9 protein-coding genes and 1 pseudogene are annotated in these 17033 nt (G+C 69.4%); 1 reads left to right on the top strand and 9 read right to left on the bottom strand.

Annotated elements, in window-relative coordinates; all coding sequences use genetic code 11:
• Window positions 1-72 precede the first annotated feature (72 nt).
• From ACFUJY_RS15935 to ACFUJY_RS15920, 4 genes and pseudogenes are all read right to left on the bottom strand, one after another.
• A pseudogene (locus ACFUJY_RS15935) lies at window positions 73-333 on the bottom strand (formyltransferase family protein); the annotation flags it as partial.
• Window positions 334-791: 458 nt separating this feature from the next.
• A complete protein-coding gene (locus ACFUJY_RS15930; RefSeq protein WP_383299186.1) occupies window positions 792-1847 on the bottom strand; it encodes a cell wall protein in 1056 nt (351 codons plus the stop codon).
• A gap of 694 nt (window positions 1848-2541) precedes the next feature.
• Window positions 2542-2742 carry a DUF397 domain-containing protein gene (locus ACFUJY_RS15925; RefSeq protein ID WP_383299183.1) on the bottom strand — a complete coding sequence of 67 codons (201 nt, stop codon included), beginning with the start codon at window positions 2740-2742 and terminating at the stop codon, window positions 2542-2544.
• Entirely contained in the window at window positions 2739-3587 is an 849-nt protein-coding gene (locus ACFUJY_RS15920) for a helix-turn-helix domain-containing protein (RefSeq protein WP_383299180.1), read from the bottom strand. The genes ACFUJY_RS15925 and ACFUJY_RS15920 overlap by 4 nt, the downstream gene beginning before the upstream one ends.
• 214 nt (window positions 3588-3801) lie before the next feature.
• On the opposite strand from ACFUJY_RS15920, the gene ACFUJY_RS15915 reads away from it, so the two are divergent.
• Entirely contained in the window at window positions 3802-4437 is a 636-nt protein-coding gene (locus ACFUJY_RS15915) for an ATP-binding protein (RefSeq protein ID WP_383299178.1), read from the top strand.
• Window positions 4438-4445: 8 nt separating this feature from the next.
• Here the strand turns inward: ACFUJY_RS15915 and drmB are convergent, their stop codons facing one another.
• The 5 genes from drmB to ACFUJY_RS15890 form a co-directional block, all read right to left on the bottom strand.
• A complete protein-coding gene (gene drmB / locus ACFUJY_RS15910) occupies window positions 4446-6281 on the bottom strand; it encodes a DrmB family protein (protein WP_383299175.1) in 1836 nt (611 codons plus the stop codon).
• Entirely contained in the window at window positions 6278-9493 is a 3216-nt protein-coding gene (locus ACFUJY_RS15905) for a helicase-related protein (protein WP_383299173.1), read from the bottom strand. Before ACFUJY_RS15905 ends, drmB begins: the two co-directional genes overlap by 4 nt.
• On the bottom strand, window positions 9490-11403 hold the full coding sequence (locus tag ACFUJY_RS15900) for a UvrD-helicase domain-containing protein (protein WP_383299171.1): 1914 nt from the start codon (window positions 11401-11403) through the stop codon (window positions 9490-9492). The genes ACFUJY_RS15905 and ACFUJY_RS15900 overlap by 4 nt, the downstream gene beginning before the upstream one ends.
• Window positions 11400-16166: a DEAD/DEAH box helicase gene (locus tag ACFUJY_RS15895; protein ID WP_383299168.1), complete on the bottom strand. Its 4767-nt coding sequence runs from the start codon at window positions 16164-16166 to the stop codon at window positions 11400-11402. Before ACFUJY_RS15895 ends, ACFUJY_RS15900 begins: the two co-directional genes overlap by 4 nt.
• Window positions 16167-16284: 118 nt before the next feature.
• The gene (locus ACFUJY_RS15890; protein WP_383299165.1) at window positions 16285-16623 is read right to left on the bottom strand and encodes a hypothetical protein; all 339 of its coding nucleotides are present in this window, start codon (window positions 16621-16623) and stop codon (window positions 16285-16287) included.
• Between the last annotated feature and the right edge of the window lie 410 nt (window positions 16624-17033).

Here is a 17033-nt window from a genome sequence, read left to right as displayed (position 1 = left end):
CAGGGGGAGAAGGCGCTCGATGTACCGGTCGACCTCTTCCCACAGCAGCCCCGGGATGACGTCGTCGGCGAGTGCGATCCCGGCTTCCTGAGCCAGGATTCCCCCGGAGTCGAAGGTGTCCTCCATCCAGTGGATGCTGACCCCGATGTCCTGGTCTCCGTTGCGGATGGCCCAGTTGACGGGAATGGGCCCTCGGTATTTCGGCAGCATCGACGTGTGTACGTTGATGGCGCCCAGGCGCGTAGCCCGGAGTGCGGTCGGGGGCAGTCTCCAGGGGAATCCATAGCAGACGATGAGGTCGGCCTGATATCCGCCGATGATGTGCGGCAGCATGCCCTTCCGGCCCGGAACCAGCAGATCCATTCCGTCCGGCAGCGCATTGATGATCGCGCCAACGACGTCGCCTGCGCCGCTGCGCGTCGGCTCGCCCGGCCGCAGCGACCGGGCGTGCAGGTAGGCGACGGACGTGTGCCCGGCCCGCTCGCACACGCGGTGCAGGAGGGTGAACCCCTGGGCGGAGTACGAGATCAGGATGACGCGCATGCAATGCCGTCGGGTGCGAACGGTATTGGCCGAAATCTCATGTGCGCGGTCCGAGGCCGCGCCGACGCGCAGGCGGGCGGAAGGGGTCCCAATCCGCATCAGTGGCGAAGAAGGATCGGCTTCCCAGCCCCGAGTCATCACAACTCTCCCATCAGTCCTCCTGAAGGTAACCCAGGTCACATGCGGTGCGGTGTCGAAGAACGGCTTTCGGTCACCGGCACGTGGAGCCACGAAGCGCGGCGCGCCCTTCAAGGTCTCCGCCAACCGCTCGACGCGCGTTTGACCGCGTACCCGCACAGACGGGTGCCGTAGAGGTCCAGCGCGTCGTCGGGGTTCGTGGCGTAGTGGGCGGCGACCTCTTCCCAGCGGTCCCAGCTGTAGAGGCGGGCGTGGCGGCGGTCTTCGTCGGTGCGCTGGTCTTCGTCGGTGTCCGTCGCCGTGGCGCGCTGCTGGAGCCATGCCTGCCAGGCGGTGTTGGCGGAGGGATCGGCGGTCTGCGAGTGGGCGTCGGCCGACAGGCCGTCGTACGGAGAGGCGTCCGCCCGGTGGCGCAGGCGTGCGGTGATGTACGCGGCGGGGTTGGCGGGGCGCCAGGTGATCCACCAGGAGGTCAACTCGGCGGCGACGTCATTGGCGTCGAGCCCCTCGTCGATCAACGGCCGCAGCGCGTGGGCCAGTCGGCGCAGCCCCTCGCTCTGCGTCCACGGGACGAGCGGCCGGACGCGAGCGGCGACCCGGATGTCGGCGGCGACCCGCATCGGGTGCCTCAGTGCCGGACTCCCTGCCTGGGCGGTGGTGCGCGCGCTCGCGCGCCTGTGCCGGGTGTCTTTCAACCTCCCCCTCGTCTCAACTGCGCCTGTACGGGGGTGAGCGCCGAGAGATTGGGGCTCACGCCCGCGGCCGCCGGGCGCCCCGGTCCCGGCCTCCCTCGCGGGCGGCACCGGGACCCCGACGACCCGGGCTCCGAACCCCCGGCCGTCGACGCGGTGGGCGTGCGCCCGGTCGTACGCGTACGGGATGGTGGCCGCGTAGACCGTCGCCGTACCCGCGTACGCCCGCCCGGGCAGCCGCAGATTGCGTCGCGACCCGTGGCGGGCCCAGGCGAGGCACCCCAGCTCCCGGAGGTAGGCGACGTGCCGCTTGACCGTCGCTCGGGACAGCGCGCAGCGCGTGGCCGTCCCGTCGAGGTCGTACAGCACGGTGCCCTCGACGTAGTCCATCCGCCGCGCCAGGTCCCGCGCGACGCGTAACGTCGCCTCGCCCGCCTTCGGATGGAGCCGGGCCTCCTCCACCAGCCACACCACAGCTCGCAGCCAGGCCTGCGGCTGCGCGTGCCGTGCGGCGGTCGCCGCGACCTCCTGTATCGAGGGGGGAACGGGCTGCCAGTGGGAATCGGGGCAGGGCTGAGAGACGCGGCTCGGGGCCGCGTCGGGGGTACGACGCATCACAGTCCAGGGGTGGGAACGGGGCAGGCCGCGGCGGTAGCGCGGGCCATGGGGACCCTCGACAAAAATGATCCCATGGCGCGGTCGGTTAAGTGGCGGCTTACAAAAAAATCGGCAACGAACACGCAGCCGCCCGCCGGCCCCTCGGTATCGTTGCCCTCACGGCACGGGCGAAGGAGAGACATGGGCACCCCACCCGAGCGACTGCTTGACACCGGGGGGGTCGCGGAAGCCGCGGGGATCACGGCCGCCACGGTCCGTCTCTATCTCAAGCGCACACGCAAGCGTGTGGCCGGCGATCTTTCCCTGAGACCGGCGGACTTCCCACTCCCCGATGACCAGTTCGGGCGTTCTCCCGCCTGGCGGGAGAGCACCATCAGGGCGTGGCTCGCAGTCCGACGCAGGCCGGGCCGCCCGACTCCGGGCGCGTAGGCGATCCGGGCGGGCTACCGCTCCGCTTCGTCGGTTGGTCGGGACGGGCGCGCCTCCGGATGGTGACGCCCAGCTTCCTTCGGCAGGGGAACCGCCGACGCGCGGGGGCCGACGCCCGTACTCACCCCAGCTTCTCCCGGCGTACCGAGCTCACGAAATCGTTCCAAGCGGCGGCATGTACGCGGAACTGTCCTTCGCCCGGCCGCTTGCTGTCCCGTACTGCGGCACCGTCGCCGATGAACGCTGCCTCGACGCACTCGCCCCCCGTCCCGTTGCTGTAGCTGCTCCTACGCCACTGGGGGAGGGCGGGGGCCTGTCTCATCGGTCATGCTCCTTCAGGATGGTGCGCATCAACGAGGCCGACCGTTCGGGGCCGAGTGCGAGGGCTCTCAGAAGGTCGAACCCCTTGTTGTACATGCTGACATCCGCAGCGCTTTCGAGGTAGACGGAATCGGTCAGCCCCTCGCGATAGACGACGTCCGGGTCCTCCTGCTCGGGGAAGCCCAGGATGGTGAACGGGCCTGTCGCGGGGTAGGAACCGGCGTCGAACGGCAGGATCTGCACGGTCACGTTACGCAAGGTCGCGGCGTCCAGGAGGTGTTCGATCTGCTCGACCATGGTGGAGCGGTCACCGATGACGTGGCGGAGGGCGCCCTCGTGGATCACGGCCCACAGATCCGGCGATGGGGTCGCGGTGAGCAACTGTTGGCGGCGCATGCGTACCTCGACGAGGCTCGTGATCTCCTCGTCCGACTGGTCGGCGGACGCTCGACTCAGTTCGGTGGCGTACGCGGGCGTCTGGAGCAGGCCCGGGACGAACTCGCTCTGGTAGCTGCGGAGGTCGGACGCCGCCTGTTCGAGGCCGACGTAAACCGAGAACCAGGCGGGGACCGCGTCGCCGTGGCCGTGCCACCATCCCTTGGTCTTGGACTCCTTGGCGAATGACTTGAGCAGGTCCCTGAGTTCGGCGGACGTTCCGTAGAACCGACACAGGGCGTCGACGTCCGAGGGTTGGACGCGGCCGAGGCCGGTCTCCAGTCGGTTGACCTTGGACCCGCTCCAGTCGAGCTCCTTGCCGACGGCATTGCAGGTCAGACCGCTCTCTTCGCGGAGTTTCTTCAGTTCGATCGCCAGACGTCGGCGACGGGCGGTGGGGGAACCGGCCACTTCAACACCTACTCGAAGTCGGGGAGTTACATCCCATCGGCTACGACGAAGTTCGCCAATCACTCGTTGGAGGGAATCGCTTCCTGCATATTGCACGGCGGGATGTTGAGGTGTCACCGTATGGCGTCTGTGAGTCACCTCTCCTGAGCACAGGGTGAGGGAAGGGGCTTGATGGAGAAGGGGCGGTGGCGCGGTGGATGGAAACGACGGGTGCATGACGCGGAAGCCTTGGGAGCTTTCGTTCCCGGCCGAGTCCGCGGAGGTGGGCGCGGTGAGGCGTGCCGTGCGCCTGTGTCTGAGGCGGTGGGGACTCTCGTGTGTCGCTGACGTGGCCGAGACGTGCGTCAGCGAACTCGTGGCAAATGTGATCAGACACGTCGGCGAGGGCACCCCGACCACTCTCGTGGTCACGATGAACGGTACGCACGTACGGGTGGCGCTACGCGATCCGGAGACGCAAGCCCTTCCCACCCTCGTGCACGCGGGACCCGATGACGAGTCGGGGCGCGGCATGGCAATGCTGGAAGCGGTGTCGGACCGGTGGGGCGTGCTCCTCGGCGCGGAGTCGAAGCTCGTCTGGTGCGACCTCGCCACTTCCCTCGCTACGCCCGATGGGCATGTGGAAGGAAGGAGGGTCGCCAAGGGGGAGGCATGCCTGACGCTCTACGCGGATGGTGCGGGAGCCGGCGCGGTGGAGCCCGGCCGCGCGAGCGTGGCGGTCCTGGAGGAGGCGGCGATCGACCTGATCGCCGACCTCCTCCGCTGGCTGCATGTCCACGGGCGCGACGTCGACGAGGCCGTGGACCGGGCTCAGGACCGGTTCGAGGCGGAAATCGACGCGGTCCGATGACGGCTCGGTCAGCGCAGCGCCTCGTGGAAGAACCCGATCGACGGGTCCTCCGGCGTTCCGATCAGCAAGGCACGGTCCAGCAGGCCGTTGTTGTGCTCACAGCTGGTCTCCGGCAGCAGGACGCACGCGTGGCAGGCCGCCAGGTTGATGCCGCCCACGCCGCTTCCGGTGGACTCCACGCAGAGCGGGTCAGCCGAGCACCATTGCGCTCGGCGGAGGGCCGAGTGCAGGGCGGACTCCAGGCGCTCGGGCTCTCCCTGCGCGACCAGGCCGCCGAGACTTCCGGCGGAGTCGCTGGTGGCTGTGCAGACGAGGAGGCCGGCCATCGACTCGTCCGTGTACAACCGCTCCCGCAACGAGGCGGCCGGGTAGCCACCGTCGAGGCTCCACTCGTTGATCAGGGCGTGCGACAGCGTGTGCAGGAGCACCATGCGGGCATCCGCCGGCGACTCCAAGACGTTCGCGGGGTCCTGGGCGCGCTCCCGGAGCATGCGCAGGTGGTTGGCACGGATGCGGTCGGCCCGGGCTGCGACGGCGGTGCTGCGTGCCCAGTCGTCGAGGCGCTGTTCGTCCAGGCGCAGGAAGACTCCTTCGCCCTGGACCTCCATCGCGGGCAGCCAGTCCATCGGGGCGAGCGACAGGGCCGCCTCGTGGACGTCGGTGTGGGTCTCTGGTGTGTCGACGCGGGAGAAGGCCTTCAGTGCGCGGACCTCCCGCAGGCGCTTCACCAGCATCGGTCCCGTCACCCCGTAGGGCGTGAGGACCTTGGTGGAGGAGCGCGGTGGCTCGCAGACGAACTGGTCCTCGTGGTCCGTCTCGCTCTCGAGACGGCCGGCGACGAGCCGTTCGTACTCCTGCTTGCGCAGAGCGACGTAGGCACTGTCGGTGCCCTTGTCCTCGTCCTGGGCGGAGTCCTCGTGGTTCTCCGCCTCCAGGAGGCCCATGACCTTGTCGAGCGAGAACTCGTAGTTCTCCTGCAGGCCGAGGATCTTCAGGTACGCCGCCAGCTCGACCTGGTTGTCCTTCATCTTGCGAAGGTTGTCCCAGTGCAGCTCCAGGCGTGTCGCGTGGCCGTCGCTCCAAGGGGGAATCGAGAGGGCCGTCCTGACGATCGGCTGCCACGCGACGGACGAACCGCGCTGAAGCGTGCGTGGCTTCTCCGTGCAGTCCTCGTCGGCCGCGTTCCCGAGCCAGGGACGCCGTCCGTTGCAGTAGACCTTCAGGTCCGAAAGGGCGGCACGGCGGAACGCGCCCTCCATGGAAACCTCGGGGATCCCGCACGTGCAGGAGATCAGGATCGACCGGAGCGACGCGGTCTTTCCGCTGGTCCGCAGCCGCAGTTCCCCGCCGCACAATCCCGCGTCACTGTCCTTGCGGTTGTTGCGGTGCGCCCACTTCCAGTAAGGGAAGTCCTCGATGTGTCCCTTCGGGCAGGCCATGACGAAGCGCGAGGGCACCAGCTCCTCATGGCAGTCGCCGCACTCGTTCTTTCCCGGTGGGGAGTTGAACCGGCTCACGTGCTGAAGGGCGTTGCAGCCGGGACACGAGTGCCAAAGGGGGAAGCGGCGGACCCGGACTCCGTCCTTGCTGGTGTCGTCGGAGGCGGGCGGCAGACGGAACGACCTCACGCCGAGCACGCGTGCCAGGCGGTGCTCGTGGACGGTCGGCGCCTCGTTGACGTTCCACGAGTCGATGCCGCTCACCATGAACGACTCGTTGTCGACGGCGACGATCGAGCCGACGCCGTACGTGGTGATCATCTGCGCACGACGTACCGAACCGCGTCGCGGGTAGCTGCGCTCGGGGACGCCGGCCCGGCGGCGCCGGGCGGGGGGCGGGGTCATCGGGATGCCTCCATGAACAGGGCGGATTCGGCGTCGACGTCGCGCAGGCTCCACAGGGTGGGCCAGGCGTCCTCGTCCTCGTTGTCGAACGCGCTCAACAGGGACGGTGTCCGGTTGCCGCGTTTGGGTTCGTACAGAAGACCGCCGTGCGCTTCGGCCTCGCCCTCCCACCAGTCGACGAACTCGTCGAAAGCCGCGGCCGTCGCCGGGTGCTCGTCCGGAGCGACCGATCGGACGCGTGCGAGGAGCGCGGTGCGGACGACGTCCTCCAGTTCCGCGCGGTACTCCCGGATGCGGCCGGCTCCGTCGTTGGGCGCCGCCGCGGGGATCAGGATGCGTGCCAGGGCGACGATCACGGCGTGCAGTCCCCGGTCACGGGCGCGGGACGAGAAGGGCGTCACGCTGGTCGACTCGACCTCCCGGTACAGGGCCGAGTGGAAGTGCTGGAAGCTCTCGTAGTGGGAACGGTCGCGGGACCGCGCGGAGTTCAGCATCACGGCGACCAGGCCTGGATGGCGACGTCCGACGCGGCTGGTCGCCTGGATGTATTCGGCCGTGGTCTGCGGCTGTCCCATGACCGCCATCAGTCCGAGCCGGTCCACGTCGACACCGACCGAGATCATGTTCGTCGCGAGCAGGACATCCACGGTGTCCGGATGCGGCAGGCGCTGTTCCAACTGCTTGAGGCGCTTCGGGATGTCGCTGGAGTTGGCCCGGCTCGTGAGCTCGGTCTGCTCCAGCACCTTGCGCCTCGGACCGTCCTCGCGTGAGGCCAGGTACTCCAGGTAGGCATCGACGTCGTCGTGGACCTGGAGCTCGGCAGCCGCCAGGAGACGGAGGCTGTTGAAGTAGCCGACGAGCGTCCAGTACGCGTCGCGCACTCCGTCGTCGACGTCGGCGAGGGCGGCCCGGTGGAGAAGATTGGCATAGGTGCGGACCAGCAAGGTCGCCTGGCTGGTGCTCGGGGTGAGGAGACCGACGTACTGCCTGCTCGCCTTGCGCTCCCTCGGGGTCTCCACGGCGAACCAGGAGTCCCGGGCGTCGATCCCCGCCGGGGGGAACTGTGCGACCTCGCGGTCGAAGAGCATCTTCCCCTGGTTCGACGCACGACGGATCGTGGCGGTCGAGGCGATGACCTTCGGGCCGTCGGACAGGAGGTCCACCGCTGTCTCGTACAGACCGGTGAGGGTGCCGAGCGGCCCGGAGATGAGGTGCAACTCGTCCTGCACGATCAACTCCGGGGGAGGAGTGCCGTCCTCGCGGTCGAGGTTGAAGAGAGCCGCGGTCTGCACCCGCCACGGCATCGCGGCGAACTTGTCCACGGTGGCGATCACCAGGGTGGGGCGTGCATCGTAGACGGCCTCGTCGACGAGATGGACCGGCAGGCCGTCACGGAAGTCGCACCAGCCGTCGGGGCAGCGGACACGCATCCGCTTGGCCTCCTCGTCGACCTCGTACTGGTACGCGTCCAGACGGGTACCGCACCAGGGGCAGGCGTGCAGTTGCACAGGGTTGCGCTCCTGGAGATCCTTCTCCTTGCGCAGCTCGACCAGGCTCTTCTCGGCGTCCGAGAGCCGGTTGGGGGTGGCGGACTGGCCGACCCACATCCCGATGGAGATCGGCTCCGCGCCGAGCGTCCCCTCGTCGCCGAGCCTGATTCGTTCCATGGCGCAGATGAGGGCTGCGGCCCGCTCGAACTGCTGCAGAGTCAGCAACCGCAGGGTGTAGCGCATGAGCACGGTCACGCCGGCGCCCCGCTCCTCCAGCCGCAGGCGACGCAGGAACGTGGTGAAGGCGATGAGGCCGAGGTACGCCTCGGTCTTGCCGCCACCGGTGGGGAACCACAGCAGGTCGGCCACCGACCGGTCCTCGTGGTTCGGGTCGACGATGCCTTCCAGGCAGAGCAGCATGAAGGAGATCTGGAACGGCCGCCACCGCCCCAGGGTCTCGTCGGGAGCTCCGTCGCGTCCGTTCCGCACCCACTCGCCCCTGGCCCGCTGATGGGCCATGGCGCGGTTGGCGAGCCGGAACGCCCGCATCGCGTCCGAGTTCTCACCGAGCACCCGGATGCCCCGCCGCATCCGGGCCAGCGCATCGCGGCACTGCTCGATCCGCTCCCGCGCCGGCGTCTCGTACGACGTCCCCCGGAAGGTGTCCGCCTCCACCTCCCTGCGGTCGATCCACTCCGCGTAGTCGGCCATCAGCTTGTTCAGGGCGGCGAGCACCTCGCTCTCCGGCCGGGTCGCCAGGCCGTGCATGGTGAGCGCGGAGTCGTCGATGTCCGGGTTCGAGTCGGTCAGCAACACCTCCTGGGCCGGCAGGAACTGTGTGCGCACGGCTGTGATCGCGGCGCGTTCATGGTTCGGCTCACCGATGGCGGGCGGGGACCAGTCCCACTCGGCCGCACAGCCGTGGCCCATGGCGAAGGTGGGGGCGTGCCGGTGGAGCAGCCGGCTCGTCGCCACTTCCGGGTCGTCCGCGCGGCGACCTGCGGGACGCTCCACGAAGGCCCGAGCCCCCGAGGGCGTCGTCACGGTGAGGCGGGGCTGGTAGAGGCAGTACGCGTCCTGGAGTTCGCGCTCGCTCACCGTCTCGGTGTTGACCAGGGTGACGGTGATCGTGACCGTCCCGGCGGCCGCCGGGCGTACGAAGACCTCGACGCCCGCCCCTTCACCCAGCGGCGTCCGATGCAGCTTCGGGACCGTGACATCGATCGTCAGCGGTGCCAGGTCGAGGGCCCGCCGACGCCAGTGCTCCCTCTGGTCCGAGGTGCTGCGGGCCTCCGCCCGCTTGGCCGAGGTGGCACGCCCCTCGGGATCGATCGGGTCGTACCTCGCGGCCTCCGTGTGCACCACGATGCTCGATGCGACCGACGGGTCGACGGCGAACGTGATCCCCATGGAGGACGGGCGGCGGTCCCCGGAACCGGTGCTGCCGAGATCCGGGGCCGATTCCTCGACGTCCCGGCTCCCGCGCAGGAGCGGGGCATCGTCCAGCCCTTCGGTCTCCGCCTCGTCGTCGCTGCGAGCCTCCTCCGCCTCTGGGTTCGCGGGCCGAGGGAACAACACTCCGATGGGGTAGGCCGTGATCGGCGGGTCCTGGGTCAGGATCTCGTCGGGGGCACCGGGGCCCATGAGGTCCCGCCGGAGCTGATCGACGAGCTCCTCGCGCACCGCGTAGTGCTCGGCGTGCGGGCCGGACGTGTTGCTCATCGATCGCTCTCCTCGTGTGTGTGCGCGTCGGTCCACCGGTAGCGGCCGAGTCCCAACAACCGGGGAACCGTCCAGATCCCGTGCTCGCCCAGCCCCGCGCGGGCACCGGACGCGGCGCTGCCGGCCGCGCTCTCCAGGCAGTCGACGCGGAATCCCTCGATGCTCGTGGGCCAGCTGATGTCCCAGGTCTTGCTGATCTTGAGCGACGTGTACAGGTCCTGCCGGAACCGCTCCGAGACGACGGCGACCGGCCGGTCCCGGTGGAACACCGTGTACGGCGGACTCTCGTCCGGGGCCAGGGGCATCGCGTGCTGAAGACGGAGTTCCAGCGCGTCCCCCGGGGCGACTGATGCGGCTAGGTGGTCCTGGAGGGCCCCGGCGTCGCACTCGAATCCGTCGGTGCCGGGCGGCTGCTCCCGGGAGACGTCCGTGCTCGCGGCGGCGATGCCGTAGCGCTGGTAGGCCTTCCACCCGCCGACGTAGTACCGACCGGTTCGCCGGTCCCGGCGGATCAGGGCGGTGTCCGGTGCGTCGAGGCGGAACAGGTCGTCCCTGGGGCGCGTCATCGCGACGTAGAGGGCGCGGGCCTCCGCCGCCGGGTCGATATGCGTGTGGTGCTTGCGCAGCTCGGCCATGGAGGCGGGTTCGACCACGATCACGCGGTCGAACTCGAGCCCCTTGGCCCGGTGCACGGTCGACACCATGAGATCGGCGGGTTCTACGGCGGCCAGGTCGTCGGGGAACCGGCCCTGAGCCACGGCCCGCCGGACGGCCGAGACGTCCACCAGCCCCCGGGGCGCCCCCGCCACTCCGCGCAGCGACCGCCAGATCCTCGTACGGTCCCCGACCGGTGCGAGCGGACCCGAACCGAGCAGGTCCAGGAAGCGGTCCTCCGTCAGCGTGGTCGAGCCCGTGCCGCGCAGCACCGCGGCCACCCAGGCCGGCACCGGGCGTTCCCGCAGGTCGCGCTGGAGGCGATGGTGCACACCGTGCGCGAACAACTTTTCCGAGAGCACCAGGGCCTGCCGGTTGTCCCGGCAGAGGATCGCGCACGTGCCCCGGAACTCTCTCAAGGAGTCGAGCGTGAAGGCGTCGTCGACGGTCCCGAACGAGGGGCAGCCGCGCAGGAGATCGGTCAGGTCCCGATGGAGACCCTCGCCCGCGGCCTCCGCCGCCGATGTCTCGGACGGCAGCCGCTGGAGCGAACCGCCCAGGGGCAGCGCGACACCCGCCTCCGGGGTACGAGCTCTGAAGTTGGCGGACAGGTGGAGCTCCACCAGGTCGTCCGCGTAGGAGGCTCGCAGCCAGTCGAAGAAGTAGTTCGTCTCGGCGGCCCGCGCGTCCTCGTCGGACACCTGGAATCCGTAGATCGCCTGCGCCCCGTCGCCGACCACGGTGAAGCCGCACGCGTCCTGGAACCGGTCGAGGAGCGTCTCCACCATGTCCCGCCGGTCGCCGACCAGGTCCTGGACCTCGTCGATCACGACGTGGGCGGGGGCGCCCTGCTCGCTCTCCTCGACGGCGCCCCGCAGGATCGCCTCCGTGGCCTCGGCGATCCGTTCGTCGAAGCGCAGCGTGCTCCAGTCCCGATCGGGCTGCTCGCCGCGCAGCACCGCGTACGCCCAGGAGTCGAAGGTCTGCACCCGCACCCGGCGGGCCTCGCGGGCGTGGAGCGCGATTCGTTCCCGCAGTTCACGTACCGCGGCCCGGGAGAAGCTGAGCACCAGGATCTCGCGTGCTTCGAGCGCCTCCTCCTCGTCGCTCATGAGCGCGTCGAGTCGGCGGACGAGGGTGTGCGTCTTGCCGGAGCCGGCACCGGCGGTCACCAGAAGCCGGGTGTCCCAGGGCTGCTCGACGACGGCCCGCTGCTCCGCCGTGAGGGGCGGGCTGCCCAGGTAGGCGTCGGTCACTTGGCCCTCCACAGGTGCTCGAACTGGGTGAAGGCGAGGGCCTTGTCGTAGTTCGTGATGTTGTCCCGGACATTGAGGATCAGGCACTCCTCCTTGCCGCCGTTCCCGGGGCCGCGGAGACCACGACCGATCATCTGCTGGTAGACGTTGGGGCTGTACGTCGGTCGGGTGATGACGACCGCCCTCGTGGCCGGGGCGTCGAAGCCCTGGGTCAGCACGCCGTAGTTCGTCAGCACCCGGACCCGACGGCGTTTGAAGGCGTCGATGCTGTGCCGACGCTCGCCCGCGGCGGTGGCCGAGTCGACCGACGCGGCGGTGATGCCCAGACCCTTCAGCTTCGCCGAGAGGAACTTGGCATGCGCGACGGACGTGGCGAAGACGAGCACGGGCCAGTCGTCCGGCATGGCGGCGATCTCTTCGAGGATGCGCTTGTTGCGGTCCTGGTCGTCGGCGAGCCGTTGCTCCGCGGCCTTCGACAGCAGGCTCATCTGATCGGCGCGGGTCTTCTCGTCCTGGGTCAGCTCGATCGTGCCGCCGAGCAGCTCCCGGTGGGTGACCCGCGCCAGCATGCCGAGTTCCTGCAGCTCCGCGTACGGATCGCCGGACGGGAAGACCCCGTCGTCGAGCCGGTGTGCGCCGAACCGCTGCACGAGGCGCTGGGTTTCCGCGTCGTTGGTGTTGCGGAACGGGGTGGCGGTCAGACCGAGCAGGTGTCGCTTCGTCTCGTACGCCGTCAGCCCGAGGTGCGTCAGAATCTCCGTGTACTGGGGCGAGATGGCGACGTGTGCCTCGTCGACGATGACGAGGGCCGCGTCACGCAGCCAGCCGTAGGAGTCGGTGTGCAGGCAGTTGCGCAGCTTTGCGTCCGTGGCGACGACCAGGTGCGGACGGTCCGCGATCGGCCCGGCCTCATTGGTCGTCCAAAGCCTGCTGATCGTCAACGGGGCCTCGGCCCCGACCTTCGACCAGACGAAGCTCCAGCTCTGTACGGCCTGTTCGCAGAGTTCCTCGGTCTGGGCGATCCACAGGATGGGGCCGCTCAACTCGCCCATCTGCTTGACCCAGCGGATGACGGCCTCCGCCGCCACCCGCGTCTTTCCCGCGCCGGTCGGGAGGGAGAGCATGCCGCGCTGCGGGGTGAAGCGATCGAGCATGGCGAACACCTTGGTCGCCAACCGCTCCTGGTAGTCGTGCAGGCGTGGGAACTCCGTGGGGCCCGGCACCTCGACCCGGGGCGGCAGCGACGGCGTGCGCGCACCGGCGAAGGAGTCGGGGAAGCCGAACTCGGCGACGAACTTCACGGCCGCGGACGACCCGGTGAAGCCGGAGGGAGCATGGCTCGGGTAGGCGGCCTGCAGATCGCGGGCGTGCATCTGCAGCACACCGTCGCCATGGGCGTTGTATGCCAGGCGCGCGACGCGACGCGGGGACGGAACCCCGCCGTCCGGCTCGGGCGGCTCGCTCTCCAGCAGGCCCGGGGGGAGGCCCGCGCGGAGCGCGGTCGCGCCGATGAGCAGCTCCAGCTTCTCCTCGACGCTTTCCGCCTCGCGGACACGCCGCAACGCCGCTTGGAGTTCTTGGTCCGCTTCCTGCCGTTCCTGTGCGGCGAGAACGGCCCGGCAGCCCGACTCCTTCAACCCCCAGCGCAGTTCGCGGTCGGCCGCGACCAGCGTCGCGAGGCGGTCCAGGGAGGCCGGCACCAAGACGGTCGTGCCCTGCACCGCGCTGTCGAGCGGCGTGGTGGTGGAGCCCTGGGGCGTACGCAGGACCTCTTCCAGCTCCGAACAGCGCAACACCTGCTGGTCGTTCACCGCCGAACCGAGCCGTTGGCGAAGCGTGGGGAACTCCTCCTTCAGGAGGACAGGCTCACCGGCGGGAACGTGCCGGATCTCCTTGCTGATGACGTCGGTGTAGCGCAGCATCCCCCACGTATCGACCAGCAGGTCCGCGTCTTCCGGACCACCGGCCAACAGGGCAGGGATCTGCTCGGCGCGCAGTGCGCGGTACTCGCCCTCGGTCGCGGCGACGGCGATCTCGTTGTCCTCGCGGGCACCCCACTCGGCGCCCACCCGGCAGTGGGTGAGCTGATCCGGGAAGTCCACTTGAAGTCGGGTCAGCATCACGTAGGTGCGTCCGACGAAAACGTCGTCGTCGCTGGCGAGGAGCTGTTCGAGGAGGCGGTTCCACTGCTTGGTCGGGACCTCGTCGATTACGACGGGGAGGTGCAGCTTGCGCGCCTTCTCCGCGCTGATCTCGGCGACGGGCAGTACATCCGCGTACGCCCGCAACTGAGGGCCGACCGCGTCGGAGAGCGGCACGATGCCCTGGGACGTGGACACGCGCCCGTACCGACGCAGCATCCAGCGCAGCGGCGAGTAGATCACCTTGCGGGTCGACGCCTGGACACCGACCTGGAGGGTCCAGGTGTCGACGACACTGTCGTCCGGCAGAGCCTTGACGAAGGCCGCGCGGCCCTCGGTCGAGAGCACCTCCAGAAGGTGCAGAGGGCCGCCCACGGGGGAGCCCTCCAACTTGATCCGGGCCAGGGACGGGCGGGACGCGCCGGCGCTCAAGGTCTTGCAGTAGCTGTCGTACATCGCGGCCCGATATTCCTCGAACCACGACTCGGTGGCGGGCCTGTGCCCGTGCGTCGGCCTGTCCCGCATGCCGAACTCCCGCAGGACGAGCAGGTCGTCCGAGTGGAAGGACGGGTCCACGGCGACCGACGCGTCCCGGGTGCCGTCACCCGGCACGACCGGGCCCGGCAGCAGGCAGTCCCGCATCCGGTGAAACCGTCCGTCGACGGTGCGTACGAAGAGGGTTCCCGACGGATCGGGCACCCGGGCGGTCACCTCGCCGCTGACCCGACTGCCGCCCGCGCTGTGGAACAGCTCCCAGAAGCGGGTCCAATCCTGGGGCCCGTAGTTGTCGATGCCCTGTTCCAGCACCCCGATGAAGCGCCCCCGGGGGTCCGCCTCCCGGATGCCGATCTCCGTGAGGTCGCCGATCAGCGACTCGTCCTCCGACAACCTCGGATCGACGTACGTCGTGCCGTCGCGAAGGCCGTCCTGGACCGTGCGGCGGAAGACCTTGCCCACGACGGGCGCCACCAGTCCGCTCTCCTCGGTCAGCACGATGCGTGCCGTCCGGGCCTCAGCCGAGAAGGGGGAGGCGTTGCGGATCATGGCGGCCAGGATGCGGATCGCCACGGCGGACGCCTCGACCGTCTCCTCGGTCACCAGCGCCTCCAGCCACTCGCGCACGGTCGCGCGCCGCCGCTTGGCCTCCTCCAGGATGTGTCCGACCTTGCCCGCGCGGAATTCGGCGGCCTCGACGGAGGGGTGGATCCAGTTCGACGGCCGCCCGGGGCACTCGCTCCACATCCGCAGCCATTCCGGCTTGAGCGGCACCTTGTTGTGCGGGGCGGGGTGTACGTGGATGTCACGGGGGACACGCAGCACACCGTCCTGGTCGGGGAGGGAGGGACGCTCCGCCGCCAGCTTCCAGATCTGTTCGGTCAGGTACTTGTCTGCCCAGTTCAGGGTCTCCGATTCCTTGCTTCGGCCGGGGAGTAGCGGAAGGTAGGCCGCCGGGTCCTGGGCGGGAGCCAACTGCGGCAGGGAGTCGACGACAAGTCGGGCGGCGACCTGAATGATCTCCTGGTTGAACGGGCTGGAATCCAGGAGGTTCTGGCGGTCCTCGTTCGTCTTCCAGGCACCGTTGAGCGCCCCGCGCAGAGTCATCGGGTATTTCGTCGGGAAGAAGGACCAGAATTCGCCTCGGCCCCGAGGCGTGCTGAGCACGGTGTCGCCCGTGTACTCGGGGACGGCCCACGCGATGTCGATGGTGCCCCGGTCGTGCATCTCGCCGGCGCTCGCGCGGGCGGCCTCGGAGGGACGGTGGGCGTGCGAGAAGACCTTCCACGCCGAGGTGGACCGCGGTCGTCCTGTGCGCGTCTCGTGGATGGTGTGCAGAAAGCCGTCGTGGTCGACCGTGATCTCACGGCGGACCGGGGGCATGGACCGGGTGTCCTCCAGGACCACGGTCCCGACGTGGTGGGAGAACAGCTGGAACCTGGCCGGGAACTCGCGGTTCTCCTGGCCCTTGTGCCCGGTGTCGTAGATGTCCTTGCCGAGGCGATCGGCGGCTCCCGGCAGCAGCGGGAGCCGCACCACGGTGGTGGCCCAGCCGAGCAGGGCGTTCAGGACGGGGTCCGCCAAGCGCTCCTTCTCGGCGTCCAGTGGCCGCGCCATCCGTAGTACGGGCGCCTCGAACTTCTCCTCGGAGGAGGAACCCCGAGCCTTCCTGATCTCCTCGTGGGACCAGGTCCGGTCGAATCCGAACGCCCCCGAAGTACTGAAGAACTGCGGGGTGTTCGTGACGGCCAGGATCGATTTCACGCCGACGCCGAACCGGCCGATCTGCCCTCCGCGCTTCTTCGACACGCTCATGCGCAGAATGGTCTCGGCGCCCTCGGGCGTGACGGGTGTGCCCTCGTTCGCGCAGTAGAGGTGCTTGTCCGTCAGGACGACGTGCACCTTCCCGCCCGGCGCGGCGGCGATCTCGTCCGCGGCGTTCTGTACGAGCTCGAACAACTGGCGGTCTCCGTAGCCGCCCTGAGTGATTCTCCGCTCGCCGTTGGCATGCTCCAGGATCAGCCCGGGGTCCACGCGGTACGTCTCCAGGACGCGCGCCGACTGTTCGAGGATCTTCCGGATGACGGGCGAGGCTCCCGAAGTACCCGTCACGTCGCTGTGGTTCAAAGTGGTCCCGTTTCGTGGCCGTGGGATGAACGTGGGGGGAGCGGAGCCGGCCGCTGCGGGGGTGCGGCCGGCCGACGAACTCAACGATAGGTGGCGGGGGTCCGACGGGGCGTCGGGTTCAGTCAAGCCTGATGACGATGACGAGCACGACGGTGCGGGGCGCACGCCGCCGGGAGATGTACCGGATGTCGGTCCGGTTCGACGGACGCGTCGACGTCACCCGGGGGCGGCGGGGCGAACGCGCCCGGAGCCGACTCGGCCTGCGGTGCGGCGACTTCGGGGCGGGCCGGGCGTCCGCCTCGCGGGCAGCATCCCGCCGGGCCCGGAGGGCGTCGATGCGGGGACGGGTCGTGCCGATGGCGTCGAGGAACTCCGACCGGAGCCACGGGTCCTCGATGGAGTCGTACTGGTCGACGAGGCGGAATTCGTCGTAGGCGTCGTGCTCGCTGGAAGTCATGGTGGTGGGCCCCCTGCTCTCGTGTGAATGGTGCGGGCGAATGGTGCCGGGGTCGGCAATTACGATGGCGCACTTGCAGAGGGCTGAATACACGTGAGGTGGGGGAGTGTGAATTCGGCAGATGAAAGGTTTTTTCGTTGGCTTTGGTGAACTGGGATCGAACGAACAGGTGCGAAAATGTAAGCGCATTTCTTGGATGCGAGCAAGGGGGTTCGCGACCCGTTGAAATCCCGTGATCGGACGTGCGGATGGCGTCCGGGCACAGCAAATCAGGCACCTGAAGGAGCGCGCCTTCCGAGCCCCGATGAGGGCTCGGACAGCAATTGACCCTACCCGCTCGGCGTGGCGCCTTCAAGGGGGTTACGGGTGGCGTTCACGGGGGTCCTGAGCGACACCTGGAAGGTCAATTC

It is taken from the genome of Streptomyces sp. NPDC057249 (assembly GCF_042669245.1).
In the GTDB taxonomy this organism is placed as follows: domain Bacteria; phylum Actinomycetota; class Actinomycetes; order Streptomycetales; family Streptomycetaceae; genus Streptomyces.
The sequence above is the reverse complement of the archived record's forward strand: the minus strand, read 5'-3'. Positions and strand labels throughout refer to the sequence as shown.